At 71.0% G+C, this 24607-nt stretch carries 1 protein-coding gene (running past one end of the window); it reads right to left on the reverse strand.

Going from position 1 to position 24607, the window contains the following annotated elements; translation table 11 throughout:
- On the reverse strand, positions 1 to 24607 hold the 3' portion of the coding sequence (locus D7Y21_RS07365) for a non-ribosomal peptide synthetase (protein WP_158627248.1). 6905 nt of this gene lie beyond the right edge of the window; 24607 of the gene's 31512 nt are visible here — the last part of the coding sequence; its start codon lies off the right edge, out of view — the gene reads right to left on this strand; its stop codon occupies positions 1 to 3.

A 24607-nucleotide genomic window follows, 5' to 3' on the forward strand; every position in this document is an offset into this window, starting at 1 on the left:
CTACCCGATCTTCTTCTTCAGATCGTCCACCGGCGTCGTGTGCGTGACGATGCGGGACTGGAGCTCCCTCGCCACGTTGGTGATCAGCGGCTTGCGCATCATCGTCATGTGCGTGCCCGGCATGTCCACGACCTCCACGCCGCCGGTGACGAACTCCTCCCAGCCGGTGTGCTCACGCGTGTCCGGACGCTGGCTGGCGCGCAGCAGCACGAGCTTCCCGTCGAGCGGCTTCGCGTCGTACTGCGTGAAGGCGCGCGAGGTGGACTCGAACACCCGGTACAGGTTGCGCACGCGCTCCACGCCCACGTCGGCGATCTGCGTGTCACCCTGGCTGCCCACTTCGTAGAAGTAGTTCACGCGCTCCGCTTGCGTCATCTGGCTGATGCGCTCGCGCAGCTCCAGGGGGTCGCGGCCCGTGGTGGCCGCCAGCATCATGGTGAGCTCGGAGGTGAGCATGTCCTCCAGGACCTGCTCCGGCGTCTTGTCCGGCACCATGTGCTGCACGGTGTACGCGTCGATGCTCGCCAGCAGCGCCACCTCTTCGCCCACGGCGCGCAGCTGCCGCGCCATCTCGAAGGCGATGATGCCGCCCAGCGACCAGCCCGCCAGGTGGTAGGGCCCGTGCGGCTGCACCTCGCGCACGGACGCCAGGTACAGCGCGGCCATCTCCGCCACGGTGCCCAGGGGCTCCTCGCCCTCGGTGCCCCGCGCCTGCAGGCCGTAGCACGGCTGATCCGCGTCCAGCTCGCGCGCCAGGTCCACGTAGCAGAGGACGCCGCCGCCCGCCGGGTGGATGGCGAAGAGCGGAGGCTTGGTGCCCTCCGGCTTCAGCGCCACCAGCGGCGACCAGGCGCGTGACTCGGCCTCCAGCAGCGCGGCCAGCTGCTCCACCGTCGACGCCTGGAACAGCGACGCCAGGGGCAGGTTCTTGCCGGTGAGCTGCTGGATGCGGCCCATGAGCTGCACCGCCAGCATGGAGTGGCCGCCCAGGTCGAAGAAGTCGTCGCGGATGCCAATGGGCGACATCCCCAGCGTCTCCTCCCAGACACGGACCAACTGCAGTTGCAGCGGCGTGCGAGCCACCACCAGCGTGGAGCCCTCCGCGCGCGTGGTGTCCGGCGCGGGCAGCGCGCGGCGATCCACCTTGCCGTTGGACGTGAGCGGCAGCGACTCCAGCGTCATGAAGGCGGACGGCACCATGTACTCCGGCAGCGTGCGCCGCAGCTGTTCGCGCAGCTCCGGGACTCCCGCCACGCTCTGGCCCGGCGCGCCCACCAGGTACGCCACCAGGCGCTTGTCGCCCGGCACGTCCTCGCGCACCAGCACCACGGCCTCGCGCACGCTCGGGTGCGAGAGCAGGCCCGCTTCGATTTCACCCAGCTCGATGCGGAAGCCGCGCACCTTCACCTGGAAGTCCGCACGGCCCAGGTACTCCAGCGTGCCGTCAGGACGCCACCGCGCCAGGTCGCCGGAGCGGTAGAGCCGCGACCCGGGCCGCGTGCTGAACGGATCCGGGATGAAGCGCTGCGCGGTCAGCTCCGGCCGGCCCAGGTAGCCGCGGCTCAGGCCGTCGCCGCCCACGTACATCTCACCCGTGACGCCCGGAGGCACCGGCTGTCCGTGCGCATCCAGCACGTACACCTGGAGGTCCGGGATCGCCACGCCGACCTCGCTGCCGCGCCCGCCCTCCGCGTCCGCCGCCTTGAGTGCGCGGTAGGTCACGTGAACGGTCGTCTCGGTGATGCCGTACATGTTGACGAGCACCGGCGCGTTGTCCGCGTGGCGCGCGTACCACGGACGCAGGCTGCCGAACTCCAGGGCCTCGCCGCCGAACACGACCGTGCGCAGGGACAGGCCCTCGTGGTCGCCCGTGCGCTCCTCGTGCTGGATGAGCTGACGGAAGGCGGACGGCGTCTGGTTGAGCACCGTGACGCCCTCGCGCTTGAGCAGCGCGTGGAAGTCCGCGGGCGTGCGGCTGACCTCGTAGGGCACCACCACCAGCTTGCCGCCGTAGAGCAGCGCGCCCCACATCTCCCAGACGGAGAAGTCGAAGGCGTACGAGTGGAACAGCGTCCACACGTCCTTCGCGCCGAAGTCGAACCAGTGCTTCGTGCCGTCGAAGAGGCGCACCACCTGGGCGTGCTCGATCTGCGCGCCCTTGGGACGGCCCGTGGAGCCGGACGTGTAGATGACGTACGCCAGGTGATGCGGTGCCACACCGCTGTTCGGCGTCGTCGTGGGCGCGGAGGCCCACGCGGCGGCATCCGAGTCCAGGCACAGGCGCTTCGCCGCGCCCGACGGCACCACGTCCAGCAGGTGCTGCTGGGTGAGCACCACCGGCACGCGCGCGTCCTCCACCATGAACTCCAGGCGATCCCGCGGGTACGCCGGATCCATGGGCAGGTACGCGCCGCCGGCCTTGAGGATGGCCAACAGGCCCACCATCAGCTCCAGCGAGCGCTCCACCGCGAGGCCCACCAGCACCTCCGGCCCCACGCCCAGCGTGCGCAGGTGGTGCGCCAGCTGGTTCGCCCGCGTGTCCAGCTCGCGGTACGTGAGGCGCTGTTCGGCGTAGGTGACCGCGATGGCGTCCGGGGTGCGCGCCGCCTGACGCTCGAACAGCGTGTGCAGGCACGCGTCCACCGGGAAGCGGAAGGACGTGTTCCAGTCCGTCACCACCTCCGTGCGGTCCTCCTCCGTGAGCAGCGGCAGCTGGTGCAGCCGCGCGTCCGGGTTCGCCCCGATGCCCGCCAGCAACACGCCCAGGTGACGGGCGAGCCGCTCGGCGGTGCTCGCGTCGAACAGGTCGGTGTTGAACTCGAGCCCGCCTTCGATGCCGTTCGCCGTCTCCGTGAGGCCCAGCGACAGGTCGAACTTCGCGGTGCGGTGCTCCACCTCCACGCCTTCCAGGACGAGGTCGGTCAGGTTGAACGACCCTTCCGGCGCGTTCTGCAGCGTCATGGACACCTGGAACAGCGGCGTGCGGCTGGTGTCGCGCGTGGGCGCCAGCTCCTCCACCAGCTTCTCGAACGGCACTTCCTGGTGCGCGTACGCGCCCAGCGTCGTCTCCCGCACGCGGCCCAGCAGCTCGCGGAACGTGGGGTCGCCGTCCAGCTTCGTGCGCAGCACCAGCGTGTTGACGAAGAAGCCGATGAGGCCTTCCGTCTCCGCGCGCTGGCGGCCCGCGATGGGCGTGCCCACGCTGATGTCATCCTGTCCGGAGTAGCGAGACAGCAGCGTCTGCCACGCGGCCAGGAGGACCATGAAGGGCGTGGTGCCCTCCTTCAGCGCCAGGGCCCTGAGCGTCTCCGTCAGCTCGCGACTCACCTTCACCGGGACGCTGGAGCCGTGCGACGTCTGCACCGCCGGACGCGGACGGTCCGTGGGCAGCTCCATCGCGGAGGGAGCACCGGACAGCTGCTGCTTCCAGTAGCCGAGCTGCTTCTCCAGCACCTCGCCCTGGAGCCAGCCGCGCTGCCAGCCCGCGTAGTCCGCGTACTGCACCGGCAGCTCCGGCAGGGACGGCGTTCCGCCGGAGGTGAAGGCCTCGTAGGACGCGGCCATCTCGCGCACCAGCACGCCCATGGACCAACCGTCGGAGACGATGTGGTGCATGACGAGCAGGAGGATGTGCTCCTCCTCGTCCAGCTTGAGCAGCTTCACGCGCAACAGCGGACCGGTGGCCAGCTGGAACGGGTGCACCGCCTCCTCGTCCGCGAGCCGGCGGGCCTCGTCATGGCGCTCCGGTTCCGGGATGTCGGAGAGGTCCACCACCGGGAGCGGCAGCGACACCGCCGGGTGGATGACCTGCGTGGCCTGTCCGTTGTCCAGGTGGAACGACGTTCGCAGCGATCCGTGCCGGCGCACCAACTCCGTGAAGCTCTGCTCCAGCGCCATCACGTCCAGCGAGCCCTTCAGGCGAAGGACCATGGGCACGTTGTAGGCCGGGCTGGACGCATCCAGCTGGTGCAGGAACCACAGGCGCTGCTGGGCGAACGACAACGGCAGGCGGCCTTCGCGCGGCAGCGGCACGATGGCGGGCGCCTGGGTGCCCGCGCCGGCCTGGAGCGCCTGGTCGATGAGGACGGACAGCTTCTGCACCGTGGGCGCGTTGAAGACGTCCCGCAGCTGCAGGTCGATCCGGAAGATGCTCCGGACGCGCGACAGCACCTGCGTGGCCAGCAGCGAGTGTCCGCCCAGCTCGAAGAAGTCGTCCGTCGATCCCACGCGGTCCACGTTCAGCAGCTCGCTCCACGCACCGGCGAGCAGCTGCTCCGTGGGAGTGCGCGGCGCGATGAACGCGTCGTCCTGCGCGCGTTCGTCGCTGGGGACGGGCAGCGCCTTGCGGTCCACCTTGCCGTTGGAGGTCACCGGCAGCGCCTCCATCACGACGAAGGCGGACGGCACCATGTACTCCGGCAGCGTGCGCTCCAGGTGCTCGCGCAGGCCCTTGCGGTCCAGGGACTCCACGTCCCCCGCGACGTAGGCGACCAGCCGCTTGTCGCCGGCCACGTCCTCGCGGACGACGACGACGGACTCGCGGACACCGTAGGCGCCCATGAGGGCGGATTCGATCTCCCCCAGCTCGATGCGGTAGCCGCGCACCTTCACCTGGTGGTCGACGCGGCCCATGTACTCCAGCGTGCCGTCGGCGCGCCAACGGGCCAGGTCGCCGGAGCGGTACAGCCGCGCGCCAGCGTCGGTGCTGAACGCATCCGGCACGAACTTCTCCGCCGTGAGCTCCGGGCGGCCCAGGTAGCCGCGGCCCACCTGCACGCCGCCGATGTACAGCTCACCCGGCACGCCCACCGGCACGGGTTGCAGCTGCGCATCCAGCACGTACATCCGCGTGTTGGGCAGCGGCTTGCCGATGCGCACCGCGCCGGAGGCGGAATCCTCCGGGGCCACGACGTGCACCGAGCAGCCCACCACCGTCTCCGTGGGGCCGTACTCGTTGATGAGCCGCGTGGCCGGCGCGTGCTTGCGCCAGAACGCCAGCTCTTCCGAGAAGAGCGCTTCGCCTCCGATGACGAAGGCGCCCGTGCGCCCCGCCGCCGCGTCCGCGCCCAGCAGGTCCGACAACAGCCGCAGGTGGCTGGGCGTCAGCTTCACCAGGCTGAAGCCCGTGCCCTCACGCAGCACGTCCGCCAGGCCTTCCACGCCCCGGGTCTCGGACACCATCACCACGCCCCGGCCCGCGACCAGCGGCGCCAGCATGCTGGTGACGGTCAGGTCGAACGCGAGCGACGAGTGCACCGGCGCGCCCGCGCCCGTATCCAGCCCGTACGCGGACAAGCACCACGTCAGGTAGTTGGACACGCCGCGGTGTTCGATGGCCACGCCCTTGGGCTTGCCCGTGGAGCCGGACGTGTAGATGACGTACGCCAGGTTGCCGGCCGTCACCGCCGTCACGGGCGCGTCCTCGCGCTCGCGGGAGATGCTGCGCTTCCAGTCGCCATCCAGGCTGATGAGCTGCTGGGTGGTGACGGGCAGCTCATCCGCCAGCGAGTCCTGCGTCAGCACCACCGGCACCTGCGTGTCCTCCAGCATGAAGGACAGGCGATCCAACGGGTACTTCGGGTCGAGCGGCACGTAGGCGCCGCCGGCCTTGAGCACGCCCATCACGGCGATGACCATCTCCAGCGAGCGCTCCAGGCACAGGGCGACCTTCACCTCGGGCCCCACGCCCAGCCGGCGCAGGTGGTGCGCCAGCTGATTGGCCTTCGCGTCCAGCTGCCGGTACGTGAGCTGCTCACCCTCGAAGGTCGCGGCGATCGCGTCCGGGGTGCGCGCCACCTGCTCCTCGAAGCGCTGGTGGATGCAGGCGTCGCGCGGGAAGTCGGCCCGCGTGTCGTTCCACGTCGTCAGGAGCTGCGTCCGCTCGCCCTCGGTGAGCAGCGGCAGGCGCTGCACGGGCACGTCCGGCTGGGACGCCACGCCCTCCAGGAGGACGCGGAGGTGCTCCAGCATCCGCTCGGCGGTGCCGGCGTCGAACAGGTCGGAGTTGTACTCCATGGCTCCGCGCAGCTCGCCGTCCACCTCCGACAGCGTCATGTTCAGGTCGAACTGCGCGGTGCGGTGCTCCAGCGGCACGGCGCGCAGCGTGAGGCCCTTGACCTCCAGCTCCGGCACCGGCGCGTTCTGGAACGACAGCAGCACCTGGAACAGCGGCGTGCGGCTGGTGTCGCGCGTGGGCGCCAGCTCTTCCACCAGCTTCTCGAAGGGGACTTCCTGGTGCGCGTACGCGCCCAGCGTCGTCTCCTTCACCTGGGCCAGCAGCGCGCGGAAGGACGGGTTGCCCTCCAGCTTCGTGCGCAGCACCAGCGTGTTGACGAAGAAGCCGATGAGGCCTTCCGTCTCCGTACGGCCACGGCCCGCGATGGGCGTGCCCACGCTCACGTCGTCCTGACCGGAGTAACGCGCGAGCAACACCTGCCACGCGGCCAGCAGCACCATGAAGGGCGTGGCGCCTTCCTTCAGCGCCAGGGCCTTCAGTGTGTCCGTCACCGGCTTGCCCACGCGCAGGTTCACGCTGGCGCCCCGGTACGTCTGCACCGCCGGACGCGGGCGGTCCGTGGGCAGCTCCAGCGCGGCGGGCGCGCCGGTCAGCTGCTGCTTCCAGTACGCCATCTGCTGGGCCAGCACGTCACCCTGGAGCCAGCCGCGCTGCCAGCCCGCGTAGTCCGCGTACTGCACCGGCAGCTCCGGCAGGGACGGCGCGCGGCCGGACGCGAAGGCCTCGTAGAGGGCCGCCATCTCCCGCACCAGCACGCCCATGGACCAGCCGTCGGAGACGATGTGGTGCATCGTCGCGAGCAGCACGTGCCGCTGGGCCTCCAGCTTGAGCAGCTTCACGCGCAGCAGCGGGCCGTTCGCCAGATGGAACGGACGCTGCGCCTCTTCGTTGGCCCGACGCTGGGCCTCGGCTTCACGCTCGTCCTCGGGCTGACCGGACAGGTCCACCACTGGGATCGACAGCGTCGCCGCAGGCTGGATGACCTGAGCGGGCTGGCCGTCGCGCATGGGGAACGTGGTGCGTAGCGATTCGTGGCGGCGCACCAACTCCGTGAACGCGCGCTCCAGCGCGGACACGTCCAGCGTGCCCTCCAGCCGCACCGGCAGCGGGAGGTTGTAGAAGGCGCTGTCCGGCTCCAGCTGGTTGAGGAACCACAGGCGCTGCTGGGCGAACGACAGCGGCATCCGCTCCGCGCGCGGCAGTGCCACGAGCGGCGGTGCCCTCACGCCCCTGCCCTGCGCCACGAGCGCGTCCACGCGCCGGGCCAGGTCCGTCACCGTGGGCGCCTCGAAGAGCGTGCGCAGCGGCAGCTCCACGTCGAAGGCCTCGCGGATGCGCGACGCCAACCGCGTGGCCATGAGCGAGTGGCCGCCCATCTCGAAGAAGTGGTCCTCCACACCCACGCGCTCCACGCTCAACAGCTGCGCGAAGAGGGCCGCGAGCAGCTCCTCCGTCGGCGTACGCGCGGCCACGAAGGTGCGCGTGCGCGACACCTCGCCCGTCGGTGCGGGCAGGGCCTTGCGGTCAATCTTGCCCGCGGGCGTCAGAGGCAGGGCCTCCAGCACCATGAAGGCCGAAGGCACCATGTACTCCGGCACCTCTGTCTTCAGGTGGCGGCGCAGCTCCACCGCGTCCAGCGTGCCCGCGGCCTGGGGCACGACGTACGCCACCAGGCGCTTGTCGCCCGGCGCGTCCTCGCGCACCACCACCGCCGCCTCACGCACCTCCGCGTGGTGCAGCAGCACGGACTCGACTTCACCCAGCTCGATGCGGAAGCCGCGCACCTTCACCTGGGAGTCGATGCGGCCCAGGTACTCGAGCTCGGCCAGGGACGTCCACCGCACGCGGTCGCCGGTGCGGTACAGCCGCGCGCCGGGATCCTGGCTGAACGGGTTCGGGATGAACCGCTCCGCCGTCAGGTCCGGCCGGCCCTGGTAGCCACGCGCCAGACCCACGCCCGCCACGTACAGCTCGCCCGGGACGCCCGGCGGCTGGGGCCGGAGCGCGTCATCCAGCACGTACACCTGCACGTTCGCCCACGGCTTGCCGATGGTGAGCCGCTCCGGGTTCGCGCCGTTCTCGGTCAGCGTCGCGCAGACCGTGGCCTCCGTGGGGCCGTAGGCGTTGATCATCAAGCGCCCTTCGCCCCACTTGCGCGCCAGCTCCACGCTCAGCGCCTCGCCGGCGGAGATGACGGTGCGCAGGCCCTCCAGCCCCTCCGTGCCCAGCTGCGCGAGCACCGACGGCGTCAGGGTGACGGCGGTGATGCGCTGCTGCTGGAGCAGCGTGCGCAGCGGTTCGTCCGGCAGCAGCCGGTCGCGCGGCGCGAGCACCAGCGTGGCCCCGGCGACGAGCGTGCCGAACACCTCGCACACGCTGGCGTCGAAGCTGGACGCCGCGTACTGCAACACACGGCTGCCCGGCGCGTAGCGGTGCGCGCGGCCCGCCTGGATGGCCGTGTTCACCAGACCCTGGTGCTGGAGCAGCGTGCCCTTTGGACGGCCCGTGGAGCCGGACGTGTAGATGACGTACGCCAGATTGGCGGAGGTCATGTTCACGGACGGCGCCGTGGTGGGCAGCGCCTTGAGGACGTCCCGCACGTCATCCAGGTGCAGCCCGACACGGTCTTCCGCGTGCAGGCCCGGCATGGGCTCGCCGCGCGTCACGAGCACCGTGGCGCCGCTGTCCTCCAGCATGTAGTCGAGCCGGTCGATGGGGTACGCCGGGTCGAGCGGCACGAACGCGCCGCCGGCCTTGAGCACGCCCAGCATGCCGACCACCAGGTCCAGCGAGCGGTCCAGGCAGAGCGCCACGCGCACTTCCGGCGCGACGCCCAGGGTGCGCAGGTGGTGCGCCAACTGGTTCGCCTTCGCGTCCAGCTGCGCGAACGTGAGCGACGTGTCCTCGTAGACGAGCGCCGCTGCGTCCGGCGTGGCGCGGGCATGCGCCTCGATGAACGACTGGATGCACGCCTCGCGCGGGAAGTCCACGCGGGTGTCGTTCCACACCACCAGTTCCTGCCGCGCCTCGTCCTCCGTCATGAGCGGCAGCGCCATCACGCGCTGATCCATGTCCGTGGCGATGCCTTCCAGCATCATCACGAAGTGCTGCATCAGCCGTTCGGCGGTGGCGCGGGAGTACAGGTCGGAGTTGTACGCGAGCCGGCCCAGGAAGCCCTCGGACGCGTCCGCCAGCGACAGGGACATGTCGAACTTCGCCGTGCGCGCTTCCGCCTCGAACGTCTTCAGCGTGAGGCCGGCCACGGACACCTGACCGGAAAGCTCCTCCGCCTGGAGCACGAACATGGCCTGGAAGAGCGGCGAGCGGCTGGTGTCGCGCACCGGGTGCAGCTCCTCCACCAGCTTCTCGAACGGGACCTCCTGGTGGACGTGCGCGGACAGCACCGTGTCACGCACCTGGGTCAGCACGTCGCGGAAGGACGGGTTGCCCTCCAGCTTCGCGCGCAGCACCAGCGTGTTGACGAAGAAGCCGATGATGCCCTCCGTCGACGAGTGCCCGCGGCCCGCGGCCGGAGAACCCACGCTGATGTCGTCCTGGCCCGCGTGACGCGCCAGGAGCACCTGCCACGCCGCCAGCAGGAACATGAACGGCGTCACGCCCTTCTCGCGGCACAGCGCCTTGATCCGCTGCGACAGCGTCTGCGGCACCTTCACCGCCACGCCGCCGCCCGAGTACGTCATCACCGCCGGGCGCGGGAAGTCCGTGGGCAGCTCCAGCGCGGAGGGCGCGCCGGACAGCTGCTGCCGCCAGTACTCCACGTGCTTGCCCATCACGTCGCTGCGCAGCCAGTCGCGCTGCCAGCCCGCGTAGTCCGCGTACTGCACCGGCAGCTCCGGCAGCGGCGACGGCTTGTCCTCGCGGAAGGCCGCGTAGATGGCGGCGATCTCCCGGACGAGCAGGCTCATGGACCAGCCGTCCGTGATGATGTGGTGCAGCGACAGGAGCAGCACGTGCTCCGTCGGCGACATGCGCAGGATGAGGGCGCGCATGAGCGGCCCCGTGGCCAGCTTGAAGCCGCGGTTGGTCTCCGCGTCGGCCAGGCGCTTCGCCTCGGCCTCGCGCTCCGCGTCGGGCAGGCTGCTCAGGTCCACGACGTTGAGCGACGCAGGCGCGGGCGCGTGGATGCGCTGCACGGGCTGGTCGCCTTCCGCGTGGAAGGTGGTGCGCAGCGATTCATGCCGGCGCACCAGCTCCGTGAAGGTCCGCTCCAGCACGCCCAGGTCCAGCTCGCCCTCCAGACGGACGGGCAGCACGATGTTGTAGAACGCGCTGTCCGGCTCCATCTGGTCCAGGAACCACAACCGCTGCTGGGCAAGCCCCAGCGGCAGCGAGCCCTCGCGCGGCAGCGGCACGATGGGCGGCGCCTGGAGTCCCTGCTCCGAACGCACGGACTGATCCACGCGCTGGGCCAGGTCCGCGATGGTGGGCGCCTCGAAGAGCGCGCGCAGCGGCAGCTCCACGCCGAACGCCTCGCGGATGCGCGAAGCGACCTGCGTGGCCAGCAGCGAGTGCCCGCCCAGGTCGAAGAAGTTGTCGCGCACCCCTACCCGCTTCACGTCCAGGATCTCCGTCCAGACCGTGGCGAGCATCTCCTCCGTCGGCGTGCGCGGCGCGGCGAACTCCGCCTCGCTGCGCTCCGTGCGGGCGTCGGACGGCGCGGGCAGCGCCTTGCGGTCCACCTTGCCCGCGGGCGTCATCGGCAGCGCCTCCAGCACCACGAAGGCGGACGGCACCATGTACTCCGGCACCTCGCCCTTCAGGTGGCGGCGCAGCTCCGCCACGTCCAGCTCGGTGTCCTCCTGCGCGACGACGTAGGCCACCAGGCGCTTGTCGCCCGGCACGTCCTCGCGCACCACCACCGCCGCCTCACGGATGTCCGTGTGGTGCAGCAGCACGGATTCGACTTCGCCCAGTTCGATGCGGAAGCCGCGCACCTTCACCTGGAAGTCGATGCGGCCCAGGTACTCCAGTTCGCCCGTCGCCAGCCAGCGCACGCGGTCACCCGTGCGGTACAGCCGCGCGCCCGCGTCAGTGCTGAACGGATGCGGCACGAACTTCTCCGCCGTCAGGTCCGGTCGGCCCTGGTAGCCACGCGCCAGCGCCACGCCGCCGATGTAGAGCTCACCGCCCACGCCCACCGGCACCGGACGCTGTGACGCGTCCAGCACGTACACCTGAGCGTTCGCCCACGGCTTGCCGATGGTGATCCGCTCGGGGTTCACGCCGCCTTCGGTCAACGTCGCGCAGACCGTGGCCTCCGTGGGGCCGTAGGCGTTGATCATGAGGCGCCCCGCGCCCCACTTGCGAGCCAGCTCCACGCTCAGCGCTTCACCGGCGGACACCACGCTGCGCAGGCCCTCCAGCCCTTCCGTGCTCAGCTGCGCGAGCACCGACGGCGTCAGCGTGGCGGTGGTGATGCCCTGCTCCTTCAGCAGCGTGCGCAGCGGCTCGTCCGGCATCAGCCGGTCGCGCGGCGCGAGCACCAGCGTGGCGCCCGCGGCCAGGGTGCTGAAGATCTCCCAGACGCTGGCATCGAAGCTGGACGCCGCGTACTGCAACACGCGGCTGCCCGGCCCCACCCGCTTCGCAGCGGCGGCACGCAGGGCCGTGTTCACCAGGCCCTCGTGCTGGAGCAGCGTGCCCTTGGGACGGCCCGTGGAGCCAGATGTGTAGATGACGTACGCCAGGTTGTGCGCGGACGTGCCCGAGCGCGGCGCCTCTTCCGGCATCCGCTCGATGGCGTCCACGTCCATGTCCAACTGGATGGTCAGGCGGCCGTCGGTGGGCAGCGAGTCCATCAGCGACTCCTGCGTCACCAGCACCGGCGCGCCCGAGTCCGCCAGCATGTAGTCGAGCCGCTCCACCGGGTACGACGGATCCAACGGGATGAACGCGCCGCCGGCCTTGAGGATGCCGAGCATGCCCACCACGAGATCCAGCGAGCGCTCCAGGCAGAGCGCCACGCGCACCTCACGTCCGACGTACCGGCGGCGCAGGTGATGCGCCAACTGGTTCGCCTTCACGTCCAGCTCCGCGTACGTGAGCGACTGGTCCTCGTACACGAGGGCCACCGCGTCCGGCGTGGCCTCCGCGTGCGCTTCGATGAGCGAGTGGATGGTCGCCTCACGCGGCAGCTCCGCGCGGACGCTGTTCCAGCCCACCAGCACCTGATGCCGCTCCTCGGCGGACAGCAGGGGCAGCTCGCCCACGGGCGACTCAGGCTGGGTGACGATGCCCGCCAGCAGCACGTGCAGGCGCGCCATCATCCGCTCCGCGGTCGCGCGGGCGAACAGGTCGGAGTTGAACTCCAGGCGGCCCACGAAGCCGTCCGCCGCGTCCAGCATGGACAGGGCCAGGTCGAACTTCGCGGTGCGCGCTTCCGCCTCGTAGGCGCTCAGGGTGAGGCCCGGCACGGACAGCTTCGCCGCCAGCTCCTGGTGCAGCACGAACCACACCTGGAAGAGCGGCGAGCGGCTGGTGTCACGCACCGGCTGCAGCTCCTCCACCAGCTTCTCGAAGGGCACTTCCTGGTGCGCGTGCGCGCCCAGCACCGACTCCCGCACCCGCGCGAGCACCTGGCGGAACGAGGGGTCCCCTTCCAGCCGCGTGCGCAGCACGAGCGTGTTGATGAAGAAGCCGATGAGGCCTTCGGTCTCCATGCGGCCACGGCCGGCCACGGGCGAACCCACCGTGACGTCGTCCTGGCCCGCGTGGCGCGCCAGCAGCACCTGCCACGCGGTGAGCAGCAGCATGTACGGCGTGACGCCTTCCTTCAGCGCCAGGGCGCGCAGGGCATCCGACAGCTCGCGCGGCAGCGTGAAGGGCAGCGTCTCACCGCGGTACGTCTGCACGGCCGGGCGCGGGAAGTCCGTGGGCAGCTCCAGCGCGGAGGGCGCGCCGGTCAGCTGCTGCTTCCAGTAACCGACCTGCTTCTTCAGCACGTCGCCCTGGAGCCAGCCGCGCTGCCAGCCCGAGTAGTCCGCGTACTGCACCGGCAGCTCCGGCAGCGGCGACGGCTTGCCCTGGCGGAAGGCCTCGTAGAGCGCGGCCACTTCGCGCACGAGCACGCCGCGCGACCAGCCGTCGGACACGATGTGGTGCACCGTGAGCAGCAGCATGTGGCGCACGTCCGAGATGCGCACCAGCGTGGCGCGCAGCAACGGGCCCGTGGCCAGGTTGAACGGCCTGGCCGCGTCCTCGTCCGCCAGACGCTGCGCCTTCGCTTCGCGCTCGGCTTCCGGCAGGTGCGTGAGGTCCACGAGCGGCAGCGGCATGGAGGCCGCCGCGTGGACGACCTGCACCGGGTTGCCACCCTCCGCGCGGAAGGTGGTGCGCAGCACTTCATGCCGGCGCACCAGCTCCGTGAAGGCCTGCTCCAGCGGGGCCACTTCCAGCGCGCCGTCCAGCATCACCGGCGCGGCGATGTTGTAGAACGCGCTGTCCGGCTCCAGCTGATCCAGGAACCACAGGCGCTGCTGCGCGAACGACAGCGGCAGCGTGTGCTCGCGAGACAGCGGCACGATGGCCGGCGCCTCCAGGCCGAAGCCCTGGCGGACAGCCTCGTCCACGCGGGCGGAGAGCGTCTCCACCGTGGTCGCTTCGAAGAGCGCGCGCAGGGGCAGCTCCACGCGGAACGCGCTCCGGATGCGGGAGATCATCTGCGTCGCCAGCAGCGAGTGGCCGCCGAGCACGAAGAAGTCGTCCTTCGCACCCACGCGCTCCACGCCCAGGAGCTTCGACCACAGGCCCGCGATCAGCTCCTCGGTGGGAGTGCGCGGGGCCACGTGGGCGCGGCCGGCTTCGGCCTCCTGCTCCGGCGCGGGCAGCGCGCGGCGGTCCACCTTGCCGTTGGACGTGAGCGGCAGCGCGTCCAGCATGACGAAGGCGGACGGCACCATGTAGTCCGGCAGCCGCGACTTCAGGCCCTGGCGCAGCGCCCCGGCCTCCAGCGTGTGGCCGGGCACCGCGACGACGTAGGCCACCAGGCGCTTGTCGCCCGGCACGTCCTCGCGCGCCAGCACGACGACTTCCGCCACGCCGGGCAGGCCGCTCATCGCGGCTTCAATCTCCGGCAGCTCGATGCGGAAGCCGCGCACCTTCACCTGGAAGTCGACGCGGCCCAGGAACTCCAGCGCGCCGTCCGGCAGGTAGCGCACGCGATCGCCCGTGCGGTACACGCGCGCGCCCGGCTCCGCGTTGAACGGATCCGCCAGGAAGCGCTCCATCGTCAGGCCCGGCTGTCCCAGGTAGCCCCGGGCCACGCCCGCGCCGCCGATGAACAGCTCGCCGGGCACACCCACGGGAACGGGCTGCAGCGCAGCGTCCAGCACGTACATCCGCGCGTTGGGCAGAGGCCGGCCCAGCGGCACGGAGGCCGTGGCGGCAAGCGCAGTGCCCCGCTCCACCTTCCACGTCAGCACACCGACCGTGGTCTCGGTGGGGCCGTAGTGGTTGAAGACTTCGAGCCCGGGCACGAGCGCATGCACGCGCGCCACGAGCGCCGGATCGGACGCTTCACCGCCCAGCACCAGCCGCTTGCGAGGCAGGACGCGCTCGGGCGACGGCGACGACAGCAGCGCCGTCAGGTGCGAGGGGACGATCTTCAAGCAGTCCACCGCGTGGCGCTCGAAGTAGTCGCCCAGCGCGGCCGGGTCGGAGGCGCGGTCGCGGGAGATGAGGTGTAGCGTGCCGCCGCCGCTCAGCGTCGGGAAGACGGCGGTGTGGCCCAGGTCCGCGGCCAGCGTGGACACCGACGCGAAGCTCGCCGCCGGGGGCAGCTCCAGCCGGAGCGTCACGCCCTCCACGTAGTGGTTGAGCTGACGGTGCTCGATGGCCACGCCCTTGGGCCGGCCCGTGGAGCCGGACGTGAAGATGACGTAGGCCAGCGAGCTCGCGTCGCCCAGGCGCTTCGGGTCGTCCTCTCGCTCGCGCGAGAGCAACCCCGCGTCGGAGTCCAGGCACACGTGTCCCCTGGAGGCGTCCGCCACATGCGCGGCGAGCGAGGCCTGGGTAACCACGAGCGAAGCCGCCGCGTCCTCCAGCACTGTGCGCAGGCGCTCCGGCGGATGCGACGGATCCAGCGGCACGTACGCGCCGCCAGCCTTGAGGATGCCCAGCATGCCGACGATGGAATCCGGGGTGCGCTCGGTGAGCAGGCCCACGCGCGCATCCGGGCCCACGCCGCGCGCGCGCAGCCAGTGCGCGAGCTGGTTGGCCCTGCGGTTCAGCTCCCCGTAGGTGAGCTGGCCGTCGTCGCAGACCACCGCCACGGCGTCCGGCGTGCGGGCCGCGTGGACGGCGAAGCGCTCATGGACACAGGTGTCGCCCGCGGGCTGCGTGCCCGTGGCGTTCCACTCCACCAGCAGCTTCTGTCGCTCCGCGTCCGGCAGCAACCGCGCGTGCTCGTGACGCGCGTGCGGGTTGGCGGCCATCGCTTCGAGGGCGCGGAAGTAGTAGCCCGCCAGCGCCTCCGTCTGGTCCGCGTCGCGCTGCGTGCCGTTGGTGCGCAGCACGAGCATCAGCGCGCCGGTGTCCGGGCGCTGGAGGAACAGCGTGCTCAGCGGAAGCTCCATCCACGCGGTGGATGGAGTCTCCTCCAGCAGGCGCACGCCTTCGAGCTGCGACAGGCCTCCGGCCACGTGGAAGTGGACGAAGTTGAAGATGGTCTCGAACAGCCGCTGGCCACCCAGCTGCTGCTGCAACCGGCCCATGGGGTAGCGGCGGTGCGGCCAGATGTCGCCGTCCGCCTTCGACACCTGGCGCACCAGGTCCAGCCACGAGCCGTCAGCCAGCGTCACCGGGAACGGGATGCTGTTGAGGAACAGGCCCACCATGCGCTCGCTGTCGGCCGTCTCCGGACGGCCGTTGGAGACCACGCCCGTCACCACCGAGCGCTGTCCCTCCATCAGCGCGCGCACGCGCAGGTGCGCCGCCAGCAGCACGGTCTTCAGCGGCACGTTGGCGGCCTGCGCCACGCGCTGCAGTCCTTCCTGGAGCGCGGCGGGCACGTCCACCTGCCGCATGCTCAGCACCGGCTCCTGGCCCGCGGGCAGCGGCGCGCGAGGAGCAGGACGGTCCACTTCCGCCAGGCGCGACTTCCAGAACCGTTCGCCCTCGCCGGAGGTGAGCGACTGGTGCTCCAGCGCGACGAACTGACGGTAGGTGACGGCCAGCGGCGCCGCCTCCGGGGCCGGCGTGCCGCGCAGCAGGTTCACGTAGCCGCGGAACAGCTCCGACAGCAGCGTCGCGAGGCTCCAACCATCCAGGATGGCGTGGTGGAAGATGAGCGAGAACTGGAGCGTCTTCTCCGTGCGCCGGTAGATCGCGAAGCGCAGCAGCGGCGCGCGGCTCCAGTCGAACGGGCGGCAGCGGTCCTCTTCCACGAGCTTGCGCAGGAGCGCGTCCTGCTCCGCGGCGGGCACGTGGCGCACGTCGTGGAGCTCCAGCGGCACCTGGACCTCGCGGTGCACGAACTGCAACGGCTGCTCGTAACCGGTGAGGTCGAACGACGTGCGCAGGATGGCGTGGCGGCGGGCCAGCTCGGCCAGCAGCTGGCGCATCTTCGCCTCATCGAGCGCCATCTCCAGGTGGTAGCTGGTGGCGTCGTGGTACATGCCGGACGCCTGGTCCAGCTCGCTCTGGAAGAGCATGCCGGCCTGGAGCACGGCCACCGGGTACGCATCCTCCACGTCCGAAGGCAGCCGCGCGCGGTCCGCGTCGGACAGCAGGCTGAAGGGCTCCGAGCCCGGGACGGCCTGCGCCGCGGCCTTCGACGGGGCCGCGTGCACCAGGTTCCCCAGCGCGCGGATGGTGGGCTGACGCAGCAGCTCCACCATGGGCAGATCCAGCCCGCGCTCACGCAGCTTCGCGATGAGCTGGATGCTGCGGATGGAATCACCGCCCAGGTCGTAGAAGCTGTCGTCGATACCGACGCGCTCCACACCCAGCACCTCCGCCCAGACCTCGCACAGCGCGGTCTCCTCCATGGTGCGAGGAGCGGCGTACGCGGTGGACATCTGCGGACGCTCGCTGCCGGGCACGGGCAGCGCGCGGCGGTCCACCTTGCCGTTGGGCGTGAGCGGCAGCGCGTCCAGTGCCATCAGCGCCGTAGGCACCATGTACGCGGGCAGCTTGTCGTGCAGGAACGCACGCATCGTGTCCACGCCCAGGGGCTCCGCGCCCTCCTCCGTGACGACGTAGGCGACCAGGGCCTTCTCGCCCGCGACCTCCTGCACGGCGACGGTGACGTCGAGCACGGACGCGTGTCCGCGCAGCGCCGTCTCAATCTCGCCCGGCTCGATGCGGAAGCCGCGCACCTTCACCTGCTGGTCGATGCGGCCCAGGAACTCCAGCGAGCCGTCCGCGCGGAAGCGGACCTGGTCGCCGGTACGGTACAGCCGCGCGCCCGGCACGGTGCTGAACGGATCCGGGATGAACTTCTCCGCCGTCAGCTCCGGCTGGTTCAGGTAGCCGTGCGCCAGGCCGTCGCCGCCCGCGAACAGCTCGCCGGGGGCGCCCAGGGGCACGGGCTGCAGGGACGCGTTGAGGACGTGCACGCGCGTGCCGTTGATGGGACGGCCGATGGGCACGGAGATGCCCAGCGCGCTCGCGTCCTCCACCGGGTAGCACGCGGTGAACGTCGTGTTCTCCGTGGGGCCGTAGCCGTTGATGACGCGGCAGCCCGGCAACTGCTCCATCACACGCAGCACGTGCGAGGGAGACAGCACATCACCACCGGCCAGCAGCTGGCGCACGGGACGCAGGCCGTCCAGGTTGCCGTCCACCATCTGGTGGAACAGACCCGCGGTGAGCCACAGCGTGCTCACGCCCTCGCGGGTGATGACCTCGCCCAGTTCGTCCAGGGTGGGCGCGCGCGGCGGGAACACGGCGAGCTTCGCGCCGTTGAGCATCGCGCCCCACAGCTCGAAGGTGGACGCGTCGAACGCGAGCGGCGCCAGCTGGAGGAAGACCTCCTTCGACGACAGGCTCACCCACTCCGGGCCGCACACCAGGCGCACCACGGCGCGGTGGGGCACGGACACGCCCTTGGGCCTGCCCGTGGAGCCGGAGGTGTAGAGGACGTACAGCTCGTCCTCGCCGCTCGGCGCGGTGTCGAGGTTGGCATCCGAACGCTTCGCGATCGCGGCCGCGTCGTCATCCAGGCAGATCACCTGGAGCCACTGCGCGGGCAGCTCGTCCGCGATCGCGGAGACACTGACAAGCGCGGACAGGCCTGCGTCCTCGATGAGCATCGAGAGGCGCTCGGTGGGGAAGCTGGGGTCGAGCGGCACGTACGCGCCGCCCGCCTTGGCGATGCCCAGCACCGCCACGACGAGGTCGAGCGAACGCTCCAGGGACACACCCACGCGCTTGCCGGGCCTGACGCCCAGGGCGCGCAGGTGGTGCGCGAGCTGGTTGGCGCGCGCGTTGAGCTGGCCGGCGGTGAGCGTCCCGCCCTCGAAGCTGACAGCGACCGCGTCCGGGGCGCGGGCGGCCTGCGCCTCGAAGACGCGCGACACGGGCTGGCCGTGCGGGTACGTCCGCGGGCGGTCGTTCCACGCCGCGAGCGTGTTGCGCTCATCCGGCGTGAGCAGCGGCAGCGTGCCGATGCGGTGCTCCGGGTCGTCCACGACGGCGCGCAGCAGCGACTCGAAGTGGGCGAACAGGCGCTCCACCGACGCGCGGTCGAGCACGTCCGTGTTGTGCTCCACCGTGACGGTGAGCCCGCCCTGCCACGGGAAGACGACGACGAGCAGGTCCCACTTCGCGGTCCCGTTCGTCTCCGCATCCAGGAGGCTCAGCTCCAGGCCGGGGAGCTGGAGCGGCGGAAGCGGCGCGTTCTCCAGCACGAACTTCACGTTGAAGAGCTGGCCACCCGGCTCGCGCGGCGGCTTGAGCGCCTGCACCAGCGTGCCGAAGGGCAGGTCCTGGTGCTCGTAGGCGTCCAGGGTCCCCTTGCGCACGCGGTCCAGCAGCGAGCGGAAGGACAGGTCGCCCGACACCTGCGTGCGCAGGACGAGCTGGTTGGTGAAGAAGCCGACCAGGGACTCCAGCTCCTCGCGGGCGCGGTTCGCGATGTCCGTGCCCACGACGATGTCGTCCTGGCCGGTGCGGCGGTGCAGGAGCGCGTCGAACGCGGCGAGCAGCACCATGAACAGCGTGGCGCCCTCCCCTCGTCCCAGCGCCTCGATGCGGGACGTGAGGTCCGGGGACAGGTGGAAGCGGCGGCTGTCACCGTGGAAGCGATCGCCCGCGGGGCGCGGCGCGTCCGTGCGCAGCGCGATGCGAGGCGCTCCGGCGAGCTGCTTCTTCCACCAGGAGATCTGCTGCTCCAGCACGTCGCCGCTCAGCCACTGGCGGTGCCAGAGGGTGTAGTCCGCGTACTGCACGGGCAGCGCGGGCAGCGGCGAGGGCTCGCCGCGCGAGAACGCGGTGTAGAGCGCCTGAAGCTCGTTCATGAACACGCCCACGGCCCAGCCATCCACCACGATGTGGTGCATGGCGAGGCACAGCACGTGCTCGCGCGCGCTCAGTTTCAGGAGCTGGGCGCGCAGCAGCGGGCCCTGCACCAGGTCGAAGGGCCGAGCGGCCTCCGCGTTCAGGTGCTTCCGGGCCTCGGCCTCCGCCTTGTCGGCGGGCAGCGAGGACAGGTCCACCACGGGCAGCACGAACGGCTTCGCCGGCAGGATGACCTGCACGGGAGAACCGGACGCATCCTGATGGAAGACGGTGCGCAGCGCCTCGTGGCGCTGGACGATCTCCTCCAGGCCGCGGCGGAGCACGTCGACGTCCAGGTCGCCGTTCAAGCGGGCCGCGCTGGGCACGTTGTAGATGGGCGTGCCCGGCGTGAGCTGCTCGAAGAGCCAGAGGCGCTCCTGGTCGAACGACAGCGGCAGCGAGCCCTCACGCGACGCGGGCTTGAGCGGCGGTGTCTTGAACTTCCGCTCGGCGCCGGTGGCCTCGTCCACGCGAGCGGCCAGGGCGGCCACCGTCGGGGACTCGAAGAGCGCACGCAGGGGCAGCTCCACCTGGAACTCGCCGCGCAGGCGCGACACCAACTGGGTGGCCATCAGCGAGTGGCCGCCCAGCTCGAAGAACGAATCCTCCGCGCCCACGCGCTCCACGGTGAGCACGCGCGCGAAGAGGGCCGCCACGCGCGTTTCCGTCGGCGTGCGAGGGGCCACGTAGGCGTCAGGACGCGTGAGCGCGCCCGTGGGGGCCGGCAGGGCCTTGCGGTCCACCTTGCCGGCGGGCGTCATCGGCAGCGCGTCCAGCACCATGAACGCCGACGGCACCATGTACTCCGGCACGCCGTCCTTCAGGTGCTTGCGCAGCGAGGCCGCGTCCACCGTCCGCCCCGGCTGAGGCACGACGTAGCCGACGAGCCGCTTGTCGCCCGGCACGTCCTCGCGCACCACGACCGCCGCCTCGCGCACGTCCGCGTGGCGCAGCAGCACGGCCTCGATTTCACCCAGCTCGATGCGGAAGCCACGCACCTTCACCTGGTGGTCGATGCGGCCCAGGTATTCGATCTCGCCCTCGGCCAGCCAGCGCACGCGGTCGCCGGTGCGGTACAGCCGCGCGCCGGGCTCCTGGCTGAACGGGTTGGGGACGAACTTCTCCGCCGTCATGTCCGGCCGGCCCTGGTAGCCGCGCGCCAGGCCTTCGCCCGCGACGTACAGCTCTCCCGCGACCCCCACGGGCACCGGGTGGTGCAGGGCATCCAGCACGTACACCTGCACGTTCGCCAGCGGCTTGCCGATGGTCAGGCGCTCCGCCCGGACGCCGCCGTGCGTGAGGGTCGCGCAGACCGTGGTCTCGGTGGGGCCGTACGCGTTGATCAGCGTCCTCCCCTGCCCCCACTTGCGAGCCATCTCCACGCTCAGCGCCTCACCGGCGGAGACGATGGTGGACAGGCCCTCCAGCCCATCCGTGCTCAGCTGCGCGAGCACCGACGGCGTCAGCGTCACGGTGGTGATGCGCTGCGACTTCAGCAGCGTGCGCAGCGGCTCATCCGGCAGCAGCCGGTCGCGAGGCGCGAGCACCAGCGTGGCCCCGGACACGAGCGTGCTGAACACCTCCCACACGCTGGCGTCGAAGCTGGACGCCGCGTACTGCAACGCGCGGCGGCCCGTGCCCAGACCCTTCGCCGCGGCGGCCTGCCGGGCGGTGTTGTTGAGGCCGCGATGCGGCAGCAGCGTGCCCTTGGGGCGCCCCGTGGAGCCGGACGTGTAGATGACGTACGCCAGGGTGTCGGCGTTGGCGCTGGAAGCCGGAGCGGTCTCCGGAAGCGTCCGGAGGTGCGCCGCCTCCACGTCCATGCGCACCACGCGCAGGCCGTCGGAGGGCAGCTGCTGGCTCAGCGACTCCTGCGTCACCAGCACGGGCGCGCCGCTGTCCTCCAGCATGAAGGACAGGCGCTCACGCGGGTAGGACGGATCCAACGGCACGAAGGCGCCACCGGCCTTCTGGATGCCGAGCATCGCCACCGCGAGCTCCAGCGAACGCTCCACGCAGAGCGCCACACGCACCTCGGGCCCGACGCCCAGCGTGCGCAGGTGGTGCGCCAGCTGGTTCGCCCGCGCGTCCAACTGCGCGTACGTCAGCGAGGCATCCTCGAACACCAGCGCCTGCGAGTCCGGCGCGCGACGCACCTGGGCCTCGAAGAGCGCCGGGAACGTCACGTCGCCAGCGACGTCGCCGCGCGTGTCGTTCCACGCCACCAGCACCTGGTGACGCTCCTGCGGGCCCATCAGCGCGAGCTGGGACAGCTTCGCCATGGGCCGCACCGCCACGGACTCCAGCAGCACCCGCAGGTGCTCCGTCATCCGCCGCGCCGTCGCCGCAGCGAACAGGTCCGTGTTGTACTCGAGCGTTCCTTCCAGTCCGCCCGCCGTCTCCGTCAGCGACAGCGTCAGGTCGAATTTCGCCGACTTCGACTCCACTTCGTACGGAGACAGCTCCACGCCCGACAGCTTCAGGTGCGGCAGCACGTCCTGCTGCAACGCGAACATCACCTGGAACAGCGGCGCGTGGCTGAGGCTGCGCTGCGGCTGGAGTTCTTCCACCAGCTTCTCGAACGGCACGTCCTGGTGCGCGTACGCGCCCAGCGTCGTCTCACGCACCTGCTTGAGGACCTGCTGGAAGCTCGGGTTGCCCGAGAGCTTCGTGCGCAGCACCAGCGTGTTGACGAAGAAGCCGATGAGGCCCTCCGTCTCCGCCTGCGTGCGGCCCGCGATGGGCGAGCCCACCGAGATGTCGTCCTGGCCGCTGTAGCGGGACAGCAGCACCTGGAACGCCGCCAGGAGCAACTGGTACGGCGTGACGCCTTCCTGCTTCGCCAGCGCGTTCAGCGTGCGGCTCAGGTCCGCGCCCAGCTTCACCGGCACCGTCGCGCCGCGATACGTCTGCACCGCAGGACGCGCGAAGTCCGTCGGAAGCTCCAGCACCGCCGGAGCCCCGGCCAGCTGCTGCTTCCAGTAGCCGACCTGCTTCTCCAGCACCCCGCCCAGCAGCCACTCCCGCTGCCACTGCGCGAAGTCCGCGTACTGCACCGCCAGCTCCGGCAGCGGCGACTTCTGGTTGAGGACCTGGGCCTCATAGAGCGCGGCGACCTCGCGCACGAGCACGCCCATGGACCAGCCGTCGGAGACGATGTGGTGCATCGTCACCAGCAGCACGTGCTTCGCCTCACCCAGCTTCAGCAGCTTCGCGCGGAAGAGCGGGCCCGTGCCCAGATCGAACGGGCGCGCGGCTTCTTCCTCCGCCAGCCGCCGCGCTTCCGTGTCCTGTGCACCGGAGAGGTCCGCCACCGGCAGCTCGAAGGCCTTCGCCGGGTGGATGACCTGCACCGCCTGACCGTTCTCATCGCGGAAGGTCGTGCGCAGCGACTCATGCCGGCGGACGATCTCTTCCAGGGCCCGCCGCATGGCTTCCACATGCAGCGCACCGTCCAGCTTCACGCCGCCCGCCACGTTGTAGAAGGCGCTGCCCTGCTCCAGCTGGTCCAGGAACCACAGACGCTGCTGCGCGAACGACAGCGACTCCGTGGCACTCCGGGGCCGAGGCGTGATCGCCGAGGCCTTGGACGCATCACGGCCTGACACGGCCGTATCCACGAACGCCGCGAGCGAAGCCACCGTGCTCAGCTCGAAGAGCGAACGCAGCGGGACCTCGGCGCCGAAGGCCGTGCGCAGCCGGGAAACCAGCTGCATCGCCAGCAGCGAGTGTCCGCCCAGCTCGAAGAACGAGTCCTCCGCGCCCACGCGCTCCACGCGCAGCAACTGCGCGAAGATCGTGGCCACCTGCTCTTCCGTCGCCGTGCGCGGAGCCACGTACTGGCCCTGCGCCGTCTGGGCCTCCGGCACCGGCAGCGACTTGCGGTCCACCTTCCCGTTCGGATTCAGAGGCAGTGCGCTCAACACCACGAACGCCGACGGCACCATGTACTCCGGCAGCCGCGCCTTCAGCCCCTTGCGCAGCTCCGCCACGTCCAGAGACGCACCCGCCACGTACGCCACCAGGCGCCTGTCGCCGGGCACGTCCTCGCGCACCATCACCACGGACTCGCGCACGCCGGGCTGCGTGGACAGCACCGACTCCACTTCGCCCAGTTCGATGCGGAAGCCACGCACCTTCACCTGGAAGTCGATGCGGCCCAGGTACTCCAGCTCGCCATTCGGCAACCAGCGGATGCGGTCGCCCGTGCGGTACATCCGCGCGCCGGGCTCCTGGCTGAAGGGATTGGGGACGTACCTCTCCGCCGTCAGAGCAGGCTTCGCCAGGTAGCCTCGCGAGAGGCCCGCACCCGCGATGTACAACTCGCCCGGCACGCCCTGCGGCACCGGACGCAGCCATGCATCCAGCACATACCCCCGCGAGCCCGTCAGGAGACGGCCCACCGTCGGCTCCCGCGTCGCGCCTTTCTCCACACGCAAGTACGTCGAGTACGTCGTGTCTTCCGTCGGGCCGTAGAAGTTGTAGACGGCCTCCACGTTCTTCAGCCCGTACACCGCCTGCGCCAGCCGGTTCAGCAACGGCTCACCGGCGAGGTTCACCGTGCGCACCGTCTCCGGCACGCCCTGGCTGCGCAGCAGCTCCGCCATCGCGGAGGGCACCGTGTTCACCAGCGTCACCCGGCTCGCGTCCTTCATCGTCGGGAGCGCCAGTGCGTTCTCCGCGACGATGACGGAACCACCGATGCTCAGCGGCGCGAAGACTTCAAACACCGAGATGTCGAAGTTCAGCGACGTCGACGCCAACATGCCCGACAGCTGCTGCGGCGTGAAGAACGTCGTCGCCCAGTGCAGGAAGGCCACCACGCTGCGCTGCTCGATGGCCACGCCCTTCGGACGGCCCGTAGAACCCGACGTGTACAGCACGTACGCCAGGTTCCTCACGCCCGTGCGCGGATCGACGCGCGAAGCAGGGTTCTTGGAGATGCTCTCCCAATCCGTATCCAGGAACACGTTGCGCGCCGAGTGCTTGGGCAGCACGCCCAGCAACTTCTGCTGCGTCAGCACCACCGTCGCCTGCGCGTCCTCCAACATCCAGCCCAGACGATCCTGCGGG

Origin of the sequence: Corallococcus sp. AB045, assembly GCF_003668895.1 — a bacterium.
GTDB classification, from domain to species: domain Bacteria; phylum Myxococcota; class Myxococcia; order Myxococcales; family Myxococcaceae; genus Corallococcus; species Corallococcus coralloides.